Annotated in this window: 14 protein-coding genes; 1 reads left to right on the plus strand and 13 read right to left on the minus strand. The window is 62.9% G+C overall.

Going from position 1 to position 18,029, the window contains the following annotated elements; all coding sequences use genetic code 11:
• Nucleotides 1–4 precede the first annotated feature (4 nt).
• From P0D89_RS08775 to P0D89_RS08810, 8 genes are all read right to left on the minus strand, one after another.
• A complete protein-coding gene (locus P0D89_RS08775) occupies nt 5–415 on the minus strand; it encodes an OmpW/AlkL family protein (protein ID WP_408376430.1) in 411 nt (136 codons plus the stop codon).
• Nucleotides 416–845: 430 nt separating this feature from the next.
• Complete coding sequence (locus P0D89_RS08780; RefSeq protein WP_408362122.1) at nt 846–2,636, minus strand: acyl-CoA dehydrogenase C-terminal domain-containing protein; 1,791 nt, start codon at nt 2,634–2,636, stop codon at nt 846–848.
• A gap of 13 nt (nt 2,637–2,649) precedes the next feature.
• On the minus strand, nt 2,650–3,597 hold the full coding sequence (locus P0D89_RS08785) for an electron transfer flavoprotein subunit alpha/FixB family protein (protein WP_408362121.1): 948 nt from the start codon (nt 3,595–3,597) through the stop codon (nt 2,650–2,652).
• Nucleotides 3,598–3,612: 15 nt separating this feature from the next.
• Nucleotides 3,613–4,362, minus strand: coding sequence for an electron transfer flavoprotein subunit beta/FixA family protein (locus P0D89_RS08790; protein ID WP_408362120.1), 750 nt, complete (start codon nt 4,360–4,362; stop codon nt 3,613–3,615).
• Nucleotides 4,363–4,458: 96 nt separating this feature from the next.
• The gene (locus P0D89_RS08795) at nt 4,459–6,063 is read right to left on the minus strand and encodes an AMP-binding protein (protein ID WP_408362119.1); all 1,605 of its coding nucleotides are present in this window, start codon (nt 6,061–6,063) and stop codon (nt 4,459–4,461) included.
• A gap of 336 nt (nt 6,064–6,399) precedes the next feature.
• A complete protein-coding gene (locus P0D89_RS08800; protein ID WP_408369952.1) occupies nt 6,400–7,641 on the minus strand; it encodes a thiolase family protein in 1,242 nt (413 codons plus the stop codon).
• Between the two features lie 58 nt (nt 7,642–7,699).
• Complete coding sequence (locus P0D89_RS08805) at nt 7,700–8,815, minus strand: saccharopine dehydrogenase family protein (protein WP_408369955.1); 1,116 nt, start codon at nt 8,813–8,815, stop codon at nt 7,700–7,702.
• Between the two features lie 50 nt (nt 8,816–8,865).
• On the minus strand, nt 8,866–10,122 hold the full coding sequence (locus P0D89_RS08810) for an acyl-CoA dehydrogenase family protein (RefSeq protein ID WP_408369958.1): 1,257 nt from the start codon (nt 10,120–10,122) through the stop codon (nt 8,866–8,868).
• Between the two features lie 242 nt (nt 10,123–10,364).
• Here P0D89_RS08810 and P0D89_RS08815 point away from each other — a divergent pair, with 242 nt between their 5' ends.
• The gene (locus P0D89_RS08815) at nt 10,365–13,103 is read left to right on the plus strand and encodes a winged helix-turn-helix domain-containing protein (protein ID WP_408369960.1); all 2,739 of its coding nucleotides are present in this window, start codon (nt 10,365–10,367) and stop codon (nt 13,101–13,103) included.
• A 28-nt stretch (nt 13,104–13,131) separates the two neighbouring features.
• On the opposite strand, the gene P0D89_RS08820 is transcribed toward P0D89_RS08815, so the two are convergent.
• The 5 genes from P0D89_RS08820 to P0D89_RS08840 all read right to left on the minus strand — a co-directional run bounded on the left by P0D89_RS08820 (nt 13,132) and on the right by P0D89_RS08840 (nt 18,022).
• Complete coding sequence (locus tag P0D89_RS08820; RefSeq protein ID WP_408369963.1) at nt 13,132–14,391, minus strand: DUF445 domain-containing protein; 1,260 nt, start codon at nt 14,389–14,391, stop codon at nt 13,132–13,134.
• 26 nt (nt 14,392–14,417) lie between these two features.
• Nucleotides 14,418–15,251, minus strand: coding sequence for a poly(3-hydroxyalkanoate) depolymerase (phaZ, locus tag P0D89_RS08825; protein ID WP_408376423.1), 834 nt, complete (start codon nt 15,249–15,251; stop codon nt 14,418–14,420).
• A gap of 70 nt (nt 15,252–15,321) precedes the next feature.
• Complete coding sequence (locus tag P0D89_RS08830; protein WP_408370810.1) at nt 15,322–15,738, minus strand: phasin family protein; 417 nt, start codon at nt 15,736–15,738, stop codon at nt 15,322–15,324.
• A 65-nt stretch (nt 15,739–15,803) separates the two neighbouring features.
• Nucleotides 15,804–17,510: an alpha/beta fold hydrolase gene (locus P0D89_RS08835; RefSeq protein ID WP_408370812.1), complete on the minus strand. Its 1,707-nt coding sequence runs from the start codon at nt 17,508–17,510 to the stop codon at nt 15,804–15,806.
• Between the two features lie 47 nt (nt 17,511–17,557).
• Entirely contained in the window at nt 17,558–18,022 is a 465-nt protein-coding gene (locus P0D89_RS08840) for a MaoC family dehydratase (protein WP_408370814.1), read from the minus strand.
• Between the last annotated feature and the right edge of the window lie 7 nt (nt 18,023–18,029).

Raw genomic sequence — 18,029 nt, forward strand, 5'->3', positions numbered from 1 at the left:
AACGCTAGAACCGGTATCCAATCCCGACAAAGGTGATCCACGGATTAGCCGTGATGTGCGTCTTGTTGGTCAGCACGGGCTGACCATTGGCGGCAATGGCCGAGACCGTTGCGTTCGTCTTGAGAGGCAGATAGGTCACGGATGCGGTTGCATACCAGTTCTTGCTGATGTTGTAGGAAGCCCCTGCATTGAACGCCGGATTCCATGATGGACTCAGTGAAGCTTTCGCCTGGACACCCGGTCCCGCGACCTGCTGCAACGCTGCGCTGAAAGTCGGATTGAGCTCGCTGTGCGAATACCATGTGTAGTTGACACCGATACCGACAAAGGGACGCAGCCGCGTCTGCGCCGCGCCAAAGTAGTATTTGAGGAAGAGAATGGGTGGCCACGCTCTGGTGCCGGCGAGGGGTTGCAGACTGCCGAAGTCGAGCGGCGGCCCTTTGGGCCGAACGGAGCGGCCGTCCCCTGCGCGTACAGTTTAAGCTTGGGTGGCACACCCGTAGCCAGGTCCAGCGCGATATTGTCCGTGATGAAATACGTAAATGCGAGTTCAACGGTGAACGTATTGTGTATACGACCACCGGTTCCCGGCGACGTAAAGGTGCCTGCCGCCGAAGTACTCTGCAACGCCGTTGCAGACGACGGACCAAAGTCCATCCAGGTGCCTCCCGCACTCGTTATCAAACTCCCCGCGCTTTGCGCCATCGCGCCACTACATATCCCCCCCGCTATGAGCGCGAGACACGTAATCCGTTTCACTTTCTCCTCCACTATTTTATTAGTTATCGAAAGTGAATGGCAAAGTCGTTTAACCTGTCATAGGAGTTCCTTCCGGCACGTTCGATTCAGAACTGCTCGATCGCAATGTCGATTGCGCCGGACGCGCCACGCAGGATCGTCGCTTGAAGAGCGTGAGCCTTCGGCAAGATCTTTTCCGCATAGAATCGCGCGGTGGCGAGCTTCGTCCGGTGAAATTCCTGATCTTCACCCGCTGCATCCTGTCTCGATGCCACCAGTGCAGCGCGCGCCATCTGCCATCCACCGCAGACGTATCCCGTCATCATCAGATAGTCGACAGAGCTCGCGAGCGCTTCATCGATGTCGGTCGCCAACGCGCGCAGCATCCACTCCGTGGCGTCTTCAAGCGCCTGAATACTCGCCGCGAAGGCTGTGCAAACCGGCGCAAGCCGCGCGTCAGCGCTTTGCTCGAGATCGAGCGCGACGGCGCGCATCTGCGCAACCAGTCCGGACATCGCGGCTCCGCCGTCCGACCCAAGCTTTCGTGCCACCAGGTCGGCCGCCTGAATGCCTGTCGTGCCCTCGTAGATCGTCGCGATGCGTGAATCGCGGAGAAACTGGCACGCGCCCGTTTCTTCGATATAGCCCATCCCGCCATGCACCTGCACGCCCAGCGATGCGATCTCGACGCCCAGTTCGGTACACCATCCCTTCAGCACCGGGATCAACAGGTCGACACGCGCCTGGTGTCGTGCACGTTCGCTGTCCTCCGGGTGCCTGTGCGTGCGATCCATGTCGGCCGCCATGACGTAGGCAAACGCGCGCATCGCTTCGATCTGTGACTTCATCGTCAGCAACATGCGCCGCACATCCGGGTGATGAATGATCGCAACCGCCTGGCCCGAGCGGCTTGCCGCAAGGCGTCCCTGCACGCGCTCCTTCGCATACTCGCGGGCTTGCTGGTACGCGCGCTCCGCTATCGCAAGCCCCTGAATACCCACCTTCTGGCGCGCTTCGTTCATCATCGTGAACATATGCGCGAGGCCTTTGTTTTCGTGTCCGACGAGATAACCCATCGCGCCGTCCTTGTCGCCGAAGCTCATCACACAGGTTGGACTCGCATGGATACCTAGCTTGTGCTCAAGGGATACGCAGTGGACATCGTTGCGCTGCCCCGGCGAGCCGTCCGTGTTCAGCAGGAACTTGGGCACGAGGAACAGCGAAATCCCACGCACGCCTTCGGGCGCATCGGGCGTGCGAGCGAGGACGAGATGAATTACGTTGTCCGTCATGTCGTGGTCGCCCCACGTGATGAAGATTTTCTGACCGTAAAGGCGATAGTGATTGCCCTCCGGCACGGCCTTCGTACGCACGGCGGCGAGATCCGATCCCGCTTGCGGTTCGGTCAGATTCATCGTGCCTGTCCACGCGCCGCTGATGAGATGAGGCAGGTAGCGTTGCTTGAGATCCTCCGAACCATGCTGCCGCAATGCCTCGGTGGCGCCGGCCGTCAATAGCGGGCACAGCGCGAATGCCATATTGGAGGAATTCCACATCTCCACGGCCGCCGCGTGCAGCAGTTCGGGCAGGCCCTGCCCGCCGAACGCGGGGTCGCCACTGAGGCCGCCCCACCCTGCCGCCGAAAATTGCCTGTACGCTTGCGCGAAACCGTCCGCGGCAACGACACCGTCTCGAGTCAGACGTGCGCCCTGTTCATCGCCAGTCTTGTTGAGCGGTGCAAGGACTTCAGCCGCGAGCTTTGCGGCTTCTTCGAGCACCGCGTCAGCCAGTTCCGGCGTGACCTCCTCGAGGCCCGGCAACGAAGACAACCCGCCGAGATCCGCAAGTTCCGTCATCACGAAGCGCATGTCGCGCAGTGGTGCAATATAAGTGCTCATCGTTAGCCTCAACTCAGTTCTGTTGCAGTTTGTCCAGTTCGCCGGACAATTCCGGCAACACCTTGAAGAGGTCTCCGACGATCCAGTAATCGGCGACCTGGAAGATCGGCGCCTCTTCGTCCTTGTTGATGGCGACAATCACCTTCGAGTCCTTCATCCCGGCCAGATGCTGGATCGCGCCGGAAATGCCCACGGCGATATACAACTGCGGAGCGATCACCTTGCCGGTCTGGCCGACCTGGTAGTCATTGGGTGCGAATCCGGCGTCCACCGCCGCGCGCGACGCGCCGACGGCTGCGCCGAGCTTGTCGGCGATGTCGTCCAGCAGCGCGAAGTTCTCGCCGGAACCCATGCCCCGGCCGCCTGAAATCACCCGTTGCGCGGACGTCAGGTCCGGGCGCTCCGAGCGCGTCAATTGCTGGCTCACGAAGCGCGATCCTTGCACTTCAGGAGCGGGCTCCAACTCTTCGATCGCGGCTGCCCCACCTTCAGCCGGCGCCGCCGCAAAGGCTGTCGTTCGAACGGTGATGACCTTGATGGCGTCCGCGCTTCGCACCGTCGCGAGCACATTGCCTGCATAGATGGGACGCACGAACGTATCCGCGGACTCGACGGCAATGACGTCGGAAATCTGTGCAACGTCGAGCAGCGCGGCCACGCGCGGCATCACGTTCTTCGCGGTCGTGGTGGCCGGCGCCACGATGTGGCTGTATTGCCCGGCAACTTTCACGATGAGTGCGGCGAGATTCTCGGCCAACGCGTGGCCATAGTGCGCGGCATCCGCAGCAAGCACGCGGGTCACGCCGGCAACCCGGGCAGCCTGCTCGGACACCTTTGCGCATTGCTCTCCGGCCACGAGAACATGGATATCGTCGCCAACACGCGCGGCGGCCGTGATGGCGTTCAGCGTGGCATTCCTGAGCGTCTGATTGTCGTGCTCTGCAATAACGAGTACGGGCATTTCTCTCCCCTTCGATCAGATAACGTGTGCAACGTTTTTCAACTTGCTCACCAGTTCCGCAGCATCGGCCACGCGCACACCCGCTTCGTGCTTCGCGGGCTCCGCCAGCTTCAGCGTCGTCAGCCTCGGTGTGACGTCGACACCGAGCGCAGCCGGCGTCACGACATCTAGCGGCTTCTTCTTCGCCTTCATGATGTTGGGCAGCGTGGCGTAGCGCGGCGTGTTCAACCGCAAATCGGCGGTGACGATGGCGGGCAGATCGACTTCGATTGTTTCCAGACCGCCGTCGACCTCGCGCGTTACCGTGGCTGTTCCCGCTTCGACCGTCACTTGCGACGCGAACGTCGCCTGCGGCCAGCCGAGCAGCGCCGCCAGCATCTGGCCGACCTGGTTGGCGTCGTCGTCGATGGCCTGCTTGCCGAGCAGCACCAGCTGCGGCTGTTCCTTGTCAACCAGCGCCTTGAGCAGCCGGGCCACTGCGAGCGGCTGCAATTCGGCGTCCGTCTCGACCAGAACGCCGCGGTCGGCGCCGATCGCCATCGCCGTGCGCAGCGTTTCCTGACATGCCGGGACGCCGCAGGACACCGCGACCACCTCGTTCACGACACCCGCTTCCTTCATGCGCACAGCCTCTTCCACGCTGATTTCGTCGAACGGGTTCATCGACATCTTCACGTTCGCGATATCGACGGCGCTGCCGTCGGCCTTGACGCGAACCCTCACGTTCGCATCTGCGACGCGCTTGACAGGTACAAGTACTTTCATCGCCTACTCCGTTGGTACAAAAGCGCTGCATCCGGCCGGCCACGCGAGCGGCCGAAGAGATGCTGCATCGTTCGGTGGATTGCGTCGTGACAAGCGTCACGACCGCTCGGCAAAGACGCTGCCGGACTCGCCCTCGAACATGTCGACGAGATAGCGTTCCAGCGGCTTTTCCGACGCGGTCTTCGGTATTTCCGGCACCACCTGCACCCAGGAAATGACGGAGCTCGCTTCCAGCTTCGCGCGGCACGCGCGGAACACCTGCTGCGGGTCGAAGTCATCGGTGCGCTTGGGCACGACGGCAGCCACCACGTCTTTCTCACCTGGCGCACCGGACGCAGCCTTCACGCCATAGACATAGACGTCCTCGACTGTCCCTGACTCGGCGATCACTTTCTCGATCGGTGCCGGATTGATGAACTCGCCGTTGTGGCGAATCCCCCCGCCCTTGCGGTATTCGAAGAACAGCCAGCCGTTCTCGTCCTCACGCACGACGTCGCCCATGTGCAGCCAGCCGTTCCGGCACTTCTTCGCCGAGGCCTCCGAACTGCCGAAGTATTCGACGTTGAACGGCGACCCATCCGCCGGCCTGAAGAGTAGTTCGCCCGGCTCGCCTTGCACGCAGTCGTTGCCGTCGTCGTCGACGATTCGATGCTGGAGGATGGGCACCGGCTTGCCGATGCTGCCGACCGGACCGACGCCGCGCGGCTTCACGGTGATTCCCCCTTCCGCCGCGCCGTAGAACTCGACGATCCCAACCCCGAAGCGCTCCTCGAACGCATGCCAGATCGCGGCCGGCATGCCTGCGGAAATCACGAAGCGCACGGGGTTGTCCGCGTCATCAGGCCTCGCGGGTTCGCTGTAAATTGCCGTCGTCATGCCGCCGAGCAGCGTGAAGGTGGTGCATCGATATCGACGGGCGATGTCCCACAGCCGCGATTTCGTGAAGCGGCGCGACAGCACCGCGCGCATGCCCGCCATCAGCGATGCGCCCAGTGTCACGATCTGCGCGTTGGCATGCGTGAGCGACAGTCCGGAGTATGGGCGGTCATCGGGTGCGTAACCGAATAGCGCCGAAACCGCTGCCGACGTTGCGCAGTAGCGCTGATGTGTCATGACGATGCCCTTCGGCTCACCCGTCGTGCCGGACGTGAAGATCAGCTGCATGGCGTCTGCCGGGCCGCGAGCCATGACGGGCAAATCAGGAACGAGCACCGGCAGCAACGCGCGCAATGGCGCGACGCCGCGGCAATCCGACAACGGCTTGCCGCCCTCGTCCGTTTCGAGCGCGATGACCCAGGACAGACGCGCAAGCGAATCCCGCACGGCCATGAGGTTCTCGAGCGTATAGTCCGCAGCGATCACGCCCCGGCATTGCGAGTGTTCGAGCATGAACGTGAGCTTGTCGCCCTTCGCGCGTGGATCGATTGGCACGAAGACCGTGCCCGAAATCGACGCGGCGACCATCGCGTCGACAAATTCCGCATGATTGGCCATCAGCAACGCGAAATGATCGCCGGGCCGCAAGCCCTGATCGATCAGCACCTGCGCGAGCCGCTGGCCGTTCTCCCAGAGTTGCCGGTAGGTGCGCACCTCGTCCGGGCGGACGCCGGCTCCTTCGACGGTGAGCACGTCGAGATCCGGCATGGTCTCGACGCGATTGGCGATCAACGCCGCCAACGTGGCTTCAGGTCTCGTGCTCATGGCACCCAATCTCCTTTGTCGACCAGAGTTAGCGCTTTAGCGCTTACTCTGGTCCCATGCATCGCTGTCGACCAGAGTTGGCGCTTTAGCTGTCGGCCGGAGCTAATGCTTCAGCACCTACTCCGAGCCCATGCAAAGCTCTTACTCCGATCCCATGCACCGCTGTCGACCAGGATTAGCGCTTTAGCTGTCGGCCGGAGTTAATGCTTCAACACTTACTCCGGGCCCACGCAAAGCTCTTACTCCGATCCCATGCAACACAGTCGCTTTGATTCCTTGCTGATGCTGTCCCGCCTGAAGCCGTCACAGTCCGTACGTTGCGCGAACCTTCGAGCCTCATCGACCCAGAATCGTGATGCACGCAACGGCCTCCTCCACCCCGCACAGACCGCCGCCGTTTTCGGCGATCGCGATGCGCGCGCCTTCCACCTGGCGAGCTCCCGCGTCGCCCCGCAGCTGCGTGACGAGTTCATGAATCTGGCCCAACCCGGTGGCACCTATCGGATGTCCTTTCGATTCGAGGCCGCCGGACGGATTGATCGGAATCCGTCCTCCGATCGAGGTATCGCCCCGTTCGGCGCAGATGCCGCCCATCCCCGGCTCGCATAAGCCGAGCACCTCGGACTGGATGATTTCGCCGATCGCCGTCGCATCGTGTACCTCGGCCACCGACACGTCCCGCGGTGCCACGCCAGCCTGCTCATAGGCGCTCGATGAACCCAGCCGGACCAGATGCTGGTCGAGCGCCGCGGCCGGCCGATCGGTTCCCGTCTGAAGCACGGATGCGAGAACACGAATCGCCCGCGAGCGCCGTCCCTTGAGCATGTCGAGCCCGGCCTCGCTGCACACGATCGCCGCCGCCGCCCCGTCGCTGACAGGTGAGCACATCGGCAGCGTGAGCGGATAGGTGATCGGCGGCGCGCCGAGGATCTCGTCGATCGAGTAAGCCTGCCGATATTGCGCGAGCGGATTGTGGACCGAGTGCTGGTGGTTCTTGGCCGACACGGCGGCGAACTGCCGCTGGGTAGTGCCGAACTCGCGCATGTGCATGCGGCCCATCGATGCGTAGATATCCATGAATACGCTGTAGGGCTTCGCCGAGACGCTGCCATCGGGCGGCTCGATGCCGTAGCCCATTTCCATCAGCCTGCGCTTGCCGTTCTCCGTGTCGTGCACGTCCCACGCACCGTCGAATGCGCTGAACGTGCGCGCCTTGTCCGGTGAGAACATCTTCTCCGCGCCCACCGCCAGTACGATGTCGGCGGCACCGGCCCTGACGTAGTTCACCGCGAGGTGAAACGCGGTACTCGCACTCGCGCACGCATTCTCGACGTTGATCACCGGTATCCTGTCGATGCCCATCGCACGCAACGCGAGCTGGCCGCGGATCATCTGCTGACCCTCCATATGCCCCTGCGTGGAATTGCCGAAAAACGCTCCCTGCAGTTGCCTGCTGTCACAGCCCGCGTCCGCGAGCGCGCCGTTGACCGCCGCGCGCGTGAGCTGCTTCACGCTCGTATCCAGATGCTTGCCGAATGGCGTCATGCCGACGCCCGCGATGTACACTTCGCCGCTCATTTCATGTCTCCACCATCGAGTTCCCGGTGCCGCGAGCGCGCAGCGCCCGCCGCCGCTGTCAGACGCTTTTCACCTCGTAGGCCAGATAGCCTTCTTCCGCCAGTGCGGCGACGAGGCTGCGTGCGCCGAACGCTTGTGCCGGCGAAGCAAAGCCGGCTGCACGCAGTTGCCCTCGCAACACGCGGCGCACGGCTTCCGCGCCCAGCACACCCGTCTGCGCATACGGCGAATTGCCGCGCAGAATGACGCTGACCGAATTCGTATTGCCCCGCCCCTGACACGAGAGCGTGCAGCGGTTGACGTCGGGGTTCTCGCGCGCGGGCTCGACCTGGGTCACGGCCTTGCCCCACTCGTTGGTGACCTCTTCCTGTCTGGTGGCGTCGAGCGGGCGACACTCGGCCTCGAACTTCTTCAGCAGGCCGACCACGGCGTTAAAGCGCTCCTGGTTCCTGAACGACACGAGCGTCTGGCAATTGCGCACGCGCGGATCGTCTGCGTACCAGATCGGCTCGCCACCGCCGCCCCACGGCAAGGCATTCAGCAGCATGTGTTCTCCCGGCACGTGAACCTGATACGGTGTCGCCCACGGCCATTGCATCAGTTCGTTGTTGCGCAGGAAAAACTGCGGCTTCGTGCACATCCGCAGAAACGACATCGTCGAGGCGACGCTCACTTCGGAATCGCCGAGATAGACCAGGTCGAGCGTGTCGATGCCCGGCGTCTCCAATGCAATCTCAGCGGCCAGGTTGCCTTCGGCCCACATGTACGAGTTGCCCGGACACAGCGCCAGACCTTTCGCCGCAAATGCCTCGCCGTAGGAGTGCTTGAGCAGCGACATCCAGTCGGTTTCGCCCGTCGTGTCGAAGTAGTGGCAACCCGCCGCGAGGCTCGCTTCGACCACTGGCCGTCCCAACTGCATGAACGGCCCAACGATGTTGACGACCGCCTTTTTGCCCTTGAAAAGTTCAGTGAGTGCAGCCGTTTCATGCTGCACCCCGACGCACTTGTAGTCATGTCCGGCCAGTTCGGGCACCTTCGCCATCTCCTCTTCCAGCCGCTCCTTGCTGCGCCCCGCGGCGATGAAGGGAATGCCACGCTCGGCGAGCTTCCACGCCGTCAACTTGCCCGTGTATCCACTTGCGCCATAAAGCACCACGTCGTATGCCGTTGCCATTTCATCGTCTCCTTCCAGTTCCATTGGAATGTGCGAGCGCCGCGTCCCGTTCAAAGCAGTTCCGGGTCGATCAGGTAGTAGCCGCCCTTGATCGCAAGGACCTCGTTGCAGCCGTCTTCGATCAGCGACGCGCGGGCATCGCGCCAGATCTTCTCGATCGGGTATTCGCGTGTCAGGCCGTTGCCGCAGAAGATCTGCAGCGCATCATTGGCAACTTCGAAGGCGGTCTGGGTCGCCGTGATCTTCGCCGTCATCGCCGCATGCAGCGACGGCTTCGGCGCGGTGAAGTTGTAGTGCACGACGCGCTGCGCGAGCGCACGCGCCGCCTCCACTTTGCGGAACATGTGAAAGAGCCGCGACGCGACCGACTGATGCCGGATGATCGGCAAGCCGCCCTGCTTGCGTTCATGTGCGTAGGCGAGCGCCAGCTCGAACGCGGCGCGTGCCGTGCCCGTGAACACCGTGGCCATGATTGCGTTGGCAAACGTGTGAATGGCGTAGACGGCATCGAGGTACTGGTCGGGTCCGGCAAGGATGTGGTCCCTGGACAGCCTGACGTCTTCGAAGAAGAGTTCACCCTGGTTGAGCGAGCGCTGGCCGACCTTGTCGAGCGGCTTGCCGCGCGACACGCCTTTGGCATCGAGCGGAACGATCACCACCGCGCCGCGTTTCGTCTCGACGCCGGCGCCGCTGTCCGCGGCGCAGTAGAGAATGCACACGTCCGCGACGACGCCATTGGACACCCACGCCGCCTTTTGTCCGTTGATGATCACTTCATCGCCACGCAACGTCGCTACGCAGTTGGGTCGACCGTACGCGCCTTGCGGGTGAAGGATCATGCCGTTCGCGTCGAGCATGTCGGAACCGTGATCGGGCTCCGTAATCGCCCAGCAACCCAGCTTTTCATCCGGCGCGAGCGACCGGCAGAACGCATTGCCGTATGCGGCGGTCATCAGCGCGGGCAGCAGCCCTGCGCCGTGCGTGATCGCGAGCCCGGCATCGCCCCAGCCCAATTCTTCGAAGAGGATGCTCATCGTCTTCGCCCGCTCGGCGGGTTCGAGTTCGAGCAGCCCGTCGACGCCGAAGCCGAGCCCGATGAATTTTTCGCGAGCCTCCCAGTACGGCGAGCCCGACGCGATCACCTCGTCAGGCGTCATGCGGTCCAGCTTGATACCCACGGGACGCATCACTTCCTGCGCGTACCGATGGACCGTCCGCTGGACCATCTGGCTCATCTCGGACATCTCCGGCTCCGCGCCGAGCGGGCCGAGCTTGTGCGTCGCAACATGATTCGGTGCGGTAGACATGTCTCCTCCTTGGAGGCGGTTGGCGTATCATCGGGTGAACAGTGCGCCGCACGGGCACGCGCCCAGCCAGCTGCCATGAGCGGCGACCCGCGCACTGGACCGTTTTCCGGCTGCACTTTGATCTCCTCTATGGAATCCATGGTGACTCCGCGCGGCACTGCGCAATATCCCCCGTATAGGGGAGCGCGATCGCCCGGACGGGGGAGGGCAGCCAGAGTCGCCCCGAGTGTCCGGAGCCGCCGATGCAACTGACCGATGTGATCGCGCCATGCATACCCCCGCCGCTTCTGGCCACGAAGCTGCTTCCGCCACGCTTGCCGAGCGGGTTGATCGATCGCCCGCGGCTGATCGAGCTGGCGGCGTATGCAGAAGACAAGCGGCTCACCGTCATCAAGGCGCCCGCGGGCTTCGGAAAGACGTCGCTGGCGCTCGCGTGGCTCAAGCACTTACGGACGAGCGGCGCGCACGTTGCATGGCTCTCGCTCGACACGGACGACGACGAACCCGCCCGCTTTCTCAACCATCTCGCGCAGGCATTGCGACAGGCTTGCGGCAACGTCGGTGCGTCGGCGATCGGCCTGACCGCCGAAGCCTCCCTTGTCCCCGCGCAATGCATCGTGGCGACGCTGATCAACGAGCTGGTCGAAGTCGACGACGAGGTCTATCTCTTCCTCGACGACTATCACCTGATCAGCCTTTCCGTCATTCACGATGTCGTGGCGTACTTCATCGAGCACGCGCCGTCGCACGTGCATGTGGTGGTGTGCACCCGTGTCGATTCCACGCTTCCGCTCGCGCGCTTGCGGGCGAGGAACGAACTGCTGGAGATCGACGCAACGGCGCTGCGCTTCAACTTCGAAGAGACCCGTTGCTTCATCGAACGCGAGTGTCCGGGCAAGCTGGGTGCCGGCACGATCAAGTCGCTGTTCGCGAGCACCGAGGGCTGGGCCGCGGCGCTACGCATTTCGGCCTCGGTGCTGGTACGGGAAGAGCACAAACCGGGTTCGGAAGCAGGCACGCCATCCGGCGCGTCCCGGCCGTTCGCCGCCTACCTCGAAGACATGCTGAAACATCTGCCCGCGACAATGGTCGAGTTCATGCTGCGCACGGCGATGCTCGACCGGCTGACCGCCTCGCTGTGCGAGGCGGTGACGGGCGTCGAGCGCAGCCAGAGCATGCTGGAAGCGATCACCGCGCGCCAGCTTCTGCTGGAGCCGATGGACGTCGAAGGGCACTGGTTCCGCTATCACCATCTGATGCGCGACTACCTGTGCCAACGGTTTGAAACACAGTACCGCGACGAGGTGGCGGACGTGCACCGCCGCGCGTGTCAGTGGTACGCGCAACAGGAGCAATGGACGGACGCTGTCAGACACGCCATCGCAGCAGGCGCGACCGACGAAGCCATCTCGCTGATGGCCCGCTGCGCGATGTCGCTCGTCACGAAAGGCGATCTGCTCACGCTGCTGGGCTGGCAGCGCCAGTTCCCGGCGCACCTGATGCGACAACAGGTGCAGGTCAGGCTGGCGATCGCCTGGGGCATGGCGCTGGCATTACGCTTTGACGATGCGCTTGCGATGCTCGATGCGCTGGAGCGCGACGCCGCCGCCAGCACAGGCGCCGAAACCGAACGCATGCGCTGGGAATGTCAGGCGATCCGCGCGGTCGTGGCTGCCTTGCAAGACGATTCGCAACGTGCGCTCGCGATGGCGCAGGCTTGTCTCGACCGGCCGTCGGCCGATGTCTGGACCACCAACGTCGTGTCCAACGTCGTGCGGTTCGGACACTGGAAAGCGGGCAACCTCGAAGCGCTTTATGCGACGCCCTGGGTTCCCTATTCGATCGAGGAAGACCAACGCAATGTGTTCTCTTCGGTGTATCGGCTGTGCGTGCTCGGCCACGCGGAAATGCAGCAGATGCACTTTGTGCTCGCCGAGCGGTATTTCATGGAGTCAATGGATCTGGCCGAGCGTTACTCCGGGCCGCAGTCCATCTCCGCCGCCTTATGCGCGCCAATGATCGCGCAGCTCCGGTATGAGCAGGGCCGTCTGGATGAGGCCGAGGCACTCCTCCTCGATCTGATGCCAATTGTCGATCTGGCCGTCATGCTGGATAGCGTGCTGATCGCGTATCGTCTGCTCATCCGGATTGCGGTGGCTCGCTCGAACGCCGCGCAGGCATACACGTTGCTCGAACGCGCGCGAGCCCTCGGCCACAGGCGCGGTTGGCATCGCCTGATTGCGGCGGTGCTCGTCGAACGCACGCGGCTGCATATCACCGAAGGAAGAATGGCGGAAGCCTCGGCGTGCGTTTCCGAACTCGATGAACTCGCGGCCCGAGGCCCGCAATCGTCCCCTCCTGTCTCAGCGGAGATCGACAACTATCGCTCGCTCGCCGGGGCCTGTGTGGCGATAGCGCAGAACCGGACGCACGAAGCCGTCCAATCGTTGAGCGTTGCACGGCGCAGCGCCGAAAGCCGTCACGGCGACTACCTCGCATTACGCCTGCGCACCACGCTCGCACTCGCCTGGATGGGCGGGGGCCAAACTCGCGAGGCGATCGAGGTGTTTGGCGAGGTCGTGAAAGTGGCCGCACACGCAGGCATTTACCAGTCCATCCTCGACCAGGGTCCTGAAATCGGGACGCTATTGCAGGCGGTGCGCGACGATACACGTAACACAGCGCAGACCAAGGAGGTGGCGAATCACACCGATCGTCTGTTCGATGGCTGGCGCGCGCTCTATCAGCCCGACAGCCAACCTCAGCGCGACGCCGAACGCGAATCGCTGAGCGCGCGGGAACGCGAGATCGTCGGGTTGATCGCGCAAGGGCTGTCGAACAAGGAAATCGCACGCAGTCTCGGGATCGCACCTGAAACGGTCAAATCCCACGTGAAGAGCATTTTCGTGAAGCTGGCGGTCGACAAACGCGCGCATGCCGTGTCACGCGCGCAAGCGTTGGGGCTGCTGTGCAATAGCTAGCAGACCGCGCGTTGCGCGGCGCACGGGTTCACCTCGCTACGATAAACGCGGCAGCATGAAGCAGCACACCTGCCATGCCGCCAACCAGCGTGCCGTTGATACGGACGTATTGCAAGTCACGACCGATTTCCGCTTCGATCTTCCGGCTGACCTCCTGTGCGTTCCAGCTTTTCACGACCTCGGTGATCAGCGCCGGCAGTTGTCCCCGATAGCGCACGACCAGCGAGTGGGCGAGCTCCAGCCACCATGCATTCAGCTTGTGCTGCATCGCGGGCGCGCTCGCAATTGCCTTGCCCAGCGAGACGAGCAAAACGGTCGCGATGCCGCGCGCGGCCGGTCGTCTGGGGTCGCGGTCGTCAACGATGCATGTTCGGACGTGGTCCAGCAGCACGCGGTAATAGTCTCCATTCCTGAAATGCCGGATGCAGTCCCGCATCAGCGACTTGCCGAAGCGCCGGTATTCGCCAGAGGTCCGCAACTGCGCGACGAGATCCTGCAACGCGCCGTCGAACTGCCGACGCAGCGCATGATCCGGGTTGTCGACCACTTCATGCACGAGCGTGACGATGCCCTCGACGAATCGCTCGACGATGTAAGCATCTAATCTGGCGGGCGTGTATCGCGAAGCCTCGCTGAACTTCGCCTTCAACAAGCCCGAGTTGTCGGTGAGCCACTGCTCCAACGCATGAAGTCCACGATCGACCAGTGGCTGGTGGCGATCGCCTTCCGCGAGAATCTGCAGCACGTGGGCGGCGGCGCGAGATACATCGAGCGTTCGCAGCCGTGGTATCACGATTCGATCGAAGAGTCGCGCCCCCTCCTCGTCGTCGATTGCGTTCAGCAATCCGGGCAGGGACTCGACAATGGCATCCGCGACGGCCTCGCTATTTGCCCTCTCAGCCAGCAATTGCGACAGCGCCTTGGCGGCGTTGTGATTCTTCAGTCTTCCGGTGATCAGCTCCGGGGCCAGAAAATTCTCTTCGACGAAATGGCCAAGGCTGTCGGCGATGCGTTGCTGATTCCGCGGGATGATCGCCGTATGCGGGATCGGCAGACCAAAGGGATGCCGAAAAAGGGCAACCACCGCATACCAGTCCGCGATCGCGCCGACCGTGCCCGCCTCGGCAAACGATCGCAGCCAGGCAAGCCACGGATATTCCGACTGATAAAGGACGCACACGAGCAACAGCGCGATCGTGCCGGCGAGCAGACACGTCGCGGCCCACCGCATACGGGTCAAACGAAGTGCCTTGTGATTCTCGCCGGTGGCGGGCGAGGCGCGGCTCACGCTTCGATCGTCGCGAGTCCGGCAGTTCAATTCCCCTCCTGACGGAGAAACTTGCGGACGACGGGCGCGACATCTTTCGCTCGCGTGATGAGAAACAGATGACCGTCGTCAATCACATACAGCACCGCATTGCGGATGCGCGCCGCAAGAATTTTTGCGTTGGACAGCGGCACGATGGGATCGTCGTTGCCGTGCATGACGAGCGTCGGCTGGCGCAACGTGCAGAGCCAATGCAGACTGGTCCAACCCCACGCCGCCATCAACTGATAAAGGTATCCGCGACCGCGCGGCGGCTGAATATGGCGGCTGTGCTCCCTGAGCAAGCCGGGATCGCGCCGGTAGGCGCCGCCGTAGATCTCCGGCCCGACCCGTTGCAGGTAGGACGGATCGGTATAACGCCTCGGCCCCATCAGCTTCGACAGAACGGAGATTTTGGCCGGCATCATCAGGACACCCGGCGAAGTCGCGGCGAGGATCAGTCTGCGGCAGCGATCGGGATATTGCCGCGCGAACTGCTGCGCAAGCGCGCCGCCCCACGATACGCCGAGCACATCGACAGGTCCGTCATGTCCAAGCCGCCGCAACAGCTTGTCGGTCAGCACGGAGAGTGTCGAAAAACGATAAGGCGCGAGAGGCGCCGGTGAGCCGCCCACGCCGGGAATGTCGAAAATGATGACGCTGACATCCTCCAGTGCTTCGACGAACGGCTCGACCAGTTCCAGATTGGCGCCAATGCCATTGAAGATGACAAGCGGCGGCGAGGCGTCACTGCCATGCCGGATGCCGGCGCGCACAATCTGGCCGTCCAGATCGATCATCTGGATTTCCATGCTGCTGACAGACTCGGTACTGTTATTCATTTCTCTCATCCGGACACCCCTCCTCGCAACGCACTTCGTCATGGTATCGGCATCGGGCGACGCCGTTGCGTCACCTGGCGGGTTGCAGGAGCGCCTTCAACTCCTCGACGTTCTCGGCGACGCGCTTCGAGATCACCGCGTAGCTGTCGGCCTGGGCGCGGTACGCCGTTTCGGCGAGTTCCTGCATGTCCGCCAGCGCCTTGTGCAACGCCTGTTGCATCGCTTCGCCCGCGGCCGGCTTGCTCTGCGCTCCGCTCTGCTGCGCGACCAGCGATTGCAGCCGCGTCATCGTCGCGCTGAGAATCTCCATCTGTTTCTGTCCGAGCGACTGCATGCCTGTCAACGCCGTCGTGTTGGCGGCAGCGAGCGCCTCGATGTCCTTGCGGCGCGATTCCAGAACGGTGCTCACGTCGATGCCTGGCAGCTTGAACTGCTTGATGAGCTTGATGTATTCAGCAAAAAGGCTGTTGGGATCGGTTGATTCCATAGTTGATTCTCCAGACAAGGCAGGTTGAGTTAATGACGGCCACGATGCCGTCGGCATTTCGTGCGTCAGGCTTGCATGACGTAGGTTCCGGGCGCCCCCGCTAGCGATGGATGCCGCTCGTTGCCGAGCACTGCCGGCGCGCCGCGCCGTTCGCCAGAACGCGCGGACAGCCAGTCTCGCCAGTCGCTCCACCACGAATCCTTCTCGGCCTGTGCGCTCGCGAGCCATGCGTCGGCATGGGTGGCCAGTTCAGGATTGAGGTAGAACTTCGCCTTCGGATTGCCCGGCGGGTTGATCAGACTCTGGATGTGGCCGCTCGAACTCAGCACGAACCGCGTATCGCCGCCGAACAGCCGAGCCGTGTTGTAGACACCCTTCCAGGGCGTGATGTGATCGGTGATGCCGGCCACCACGTACTTGTCGCACGTCACCTCGGACAGGTCGATCGGCGTGCCGAGGATGCTCAGCGCGCGGGGCTTCGTGAACAGGTTGCCCGTGAAAATGTCGAGCAACTGGCCGTGCAGCCTGGCGGGCAAGCGCGTCGTGTCGTTGTTCCAGTACAGGATGTCGAACGCGGGCGGCGTCTTGCCCATCAGGTAGTTGTTGACCCAGTAGTTCCACACCAGATCGTTGGGTCTCATCCATGCGAACACGCGGCCCATCTCTTCACCGGCGAGCACGCCCCGTGACGTGCTGGCTTGCTTGGCCGCCGCGATTGCCTCGGGGGTCGCGAAAAGACCGAGTTGCGAATCCGCCGTATTGTCCAGTACGGCCACCATCAGCGTGGCAGCGTTGACGGATTTTTCGCCGCGGCTCGCCAGATGTCCAAGCAATGCCGAGATGGTCATCGCGCCGGAGCATGCGCCGTGCAGATTGACATCGTCACTGCCCGTGATGTCGCGTACCGCCGCGATCGCTTCGAGCAGTGCCGTGACATAGGTATCGAGATCCCAGTGAGATTGCGCCGCGGTGGGATTGCGCCAGCTCACCACGAAGACCTGGAACTCGCTCTTCACCAGATAGTCGACGATGCTCTTGCCCTCGGAAAGATCGAACACATAGAACTTGTTGATCTGAGGCGGCACAATCAGTTGCGGGCGACCGTAGACGTGCGTGGTCGTCGGTGCGTACTGGATCAGTTCCAGCACCTCATTGCGAAACACCACGGCACCGCGCGACGTGCCAAGATTCTTGCCCACCTCGAAGGCCGTCTTGTCGACCTGCGCCGGCATGCCCTGATTCTTTAGCAGGTCCGTCACGGCGTTCCTGATCCCGCCAAGCAGGCTCGCGCCACCGGAATCGACAATCTTCTTGATGGCCGCGGGGTTGCCGAGCAGCGTGTTGGTCGGCGACAGCGCGTCGGTGAACAGCGACAGCACGAACTGCGCACGTTCCTTGGACTTCGGGTCGAGCGCGGAGCGATCGACAAACCCGGCAAGCGCGTCGCGCCACGCGAAATAGCCTTGCAGTGTCATGCGGTACAGCGAATTGTCCTGCCAGGCCGCGTCGCCGAAGCGCTTGTCTCCTTGCGGCGGCGTGCATTGCCCATTGCCGCTCAGCACGGCGATCAACTCGCGGGCCAGCTTCGCTTCCTGCTCGACGACCAGAGCGGGTTGCCGCAAAGCCTGCGCGCCGATCTGTTGCGCGGTGGCGAGAACGTCACACGGACGCAGCCCGACAAACGGGTTGGGGCCCAACATGCCTTCCGTGGCAGACGCCGCGAGATCGTCCGACTGTTCGCTTCGCGACAGGTTTTCAGTACTTACCGCCATCTTGCTGCTCCTCAAACGTCTTATTCAGCCTGGTCAAACGCGTTCGGTTACGCGACTAGCATCGCCAGCGTCTCCGCGATCAGCGCCGGTTTATCCTCGCCGTCGATCTGCAACTCGTTCATCGTCTTGACGATGGCCTTGCCTGCGCCCTTTCTCTCCACCGCCAACAGCGTCACGCGGTTTCGCACACGCGCTCCGGCTTTCACAGGCGTCATGAAGCGCACCTTGTCCAGCCCGTAGTTGAGGCCAGCGGAAGCGTCCTTGGGAATGATGCCGATCTCGATTGCCAGCGCCGCCAGCAGCGAAAGCGTCAGATAGCCGTGTGCAATGGTCCCGCCGAATGGGCTCTGGTGTCTCGCGCGCTCGACATCCACGTGGATCCACTGCGTGTCGCCCGTGCATTGCGCGAAGGCGTCGATACGCGCCTGGTCGACGACGACCCAATTCGACACACCCAATTCACGGCCGACGAATTCCTCGATCGTGGTAATGCTGTATTCACTGATGCTCATCGTGTTT

Origin of the sequence: Paraburkholderia sp. RL18-085-BIA-A (assembly GCF_046027075.1) — a bacterium.
GTDB lineage: Bacteria > Pseudomonadota > Gammaproteobacteria > Burkholderiales > Burkholderiaceae > Paraburkholderia.

Bases quoted from the DNA above. Each gene is read 5' to 3' on its own strand.
- P0D89_RS08795 (WP_408362119.1), bottom strand. From the start codon at position 6,063: ATGAGCACGAGACCTGAAGCCACGTTGGCGGCGTTGATCGCCAATCGC.
- P0D89_RS08830 (WP_408370810.1), bottom strand. From the start codon at position 15,738: ATGGAATCAACCGATCCCAACAGCCTTTTTGCTGAATACATCAAGCTC.
- P0D89_RS08805 (WP_408369955.1), bottom strand. From the start codon at position 8,815: ATGGCAACGGCATACGACGTGGTGCTTTATGGCGCAAGTGGATACACG.
- P0D89_RS08790 (WP_408362120.1), bottom strand. From the start codon at position 4,362: ATGAAAGTACTTGTACCTGTCAAGCGCGTCGCAGATGCGAACGTGAGG.
- P0D89_RS08780 (WP_408362122.1), bottom strand. From the start codon at position 2,636: ATGAGCACTTATATTGCACCACTGCGCGACATGCGCTTCGTGATGACG.
- P0D89_RS08815 (WP_408369960.1), top strand. From the start codon at position 10,365: ATGCAACTGACCGATGTGATCGCGCCATGCATACCCCCGCCGCTTCTG.
- P0D89_RS08835 (WP_408370812.1), bottom strand. From the start codon at position 17,510: ATGGCGGTAAGTACTGAAAACCTGTCGCGAAGCGAACAGTCGGACGAT.
- P0D89_RS08840 (WP_408370814.1), bottom strand. From the start codon at position 18,022: ATGAGCATCAGTGAATACAGCATTACCACGATCGAGGAATTCGTCGGC.
- P0D89_RS08785 (WP_408362121.1), bottom strand. From the start codon at position 3,597: ATGCCCGTACTCGTTATTGCAGAGCACGACAATCAGACGCTCAGGAAT.
- phaZ (WP_408376423.1), bottom strand. From the start codon at position 15,251: ATGAATAACAGTACCGAGTCTGTCAGCAGCATGGAAATCCAGATGATC.
- P0D89_RS08810 (WP_408369958.1), bottom strand. From the start codon at position 10,122: ATGTCTACCGCACCGAATCATGTTGCGACGCACAAGCTCGGCCCGCTC.
- P0D89_RS08800 (WP_408369952.1), bottom strand. From the start codon at position 7,641: ATGAGCGGCGAAGTGTACATCGCGGGCGTCGGCATGACGCCATTCGGC.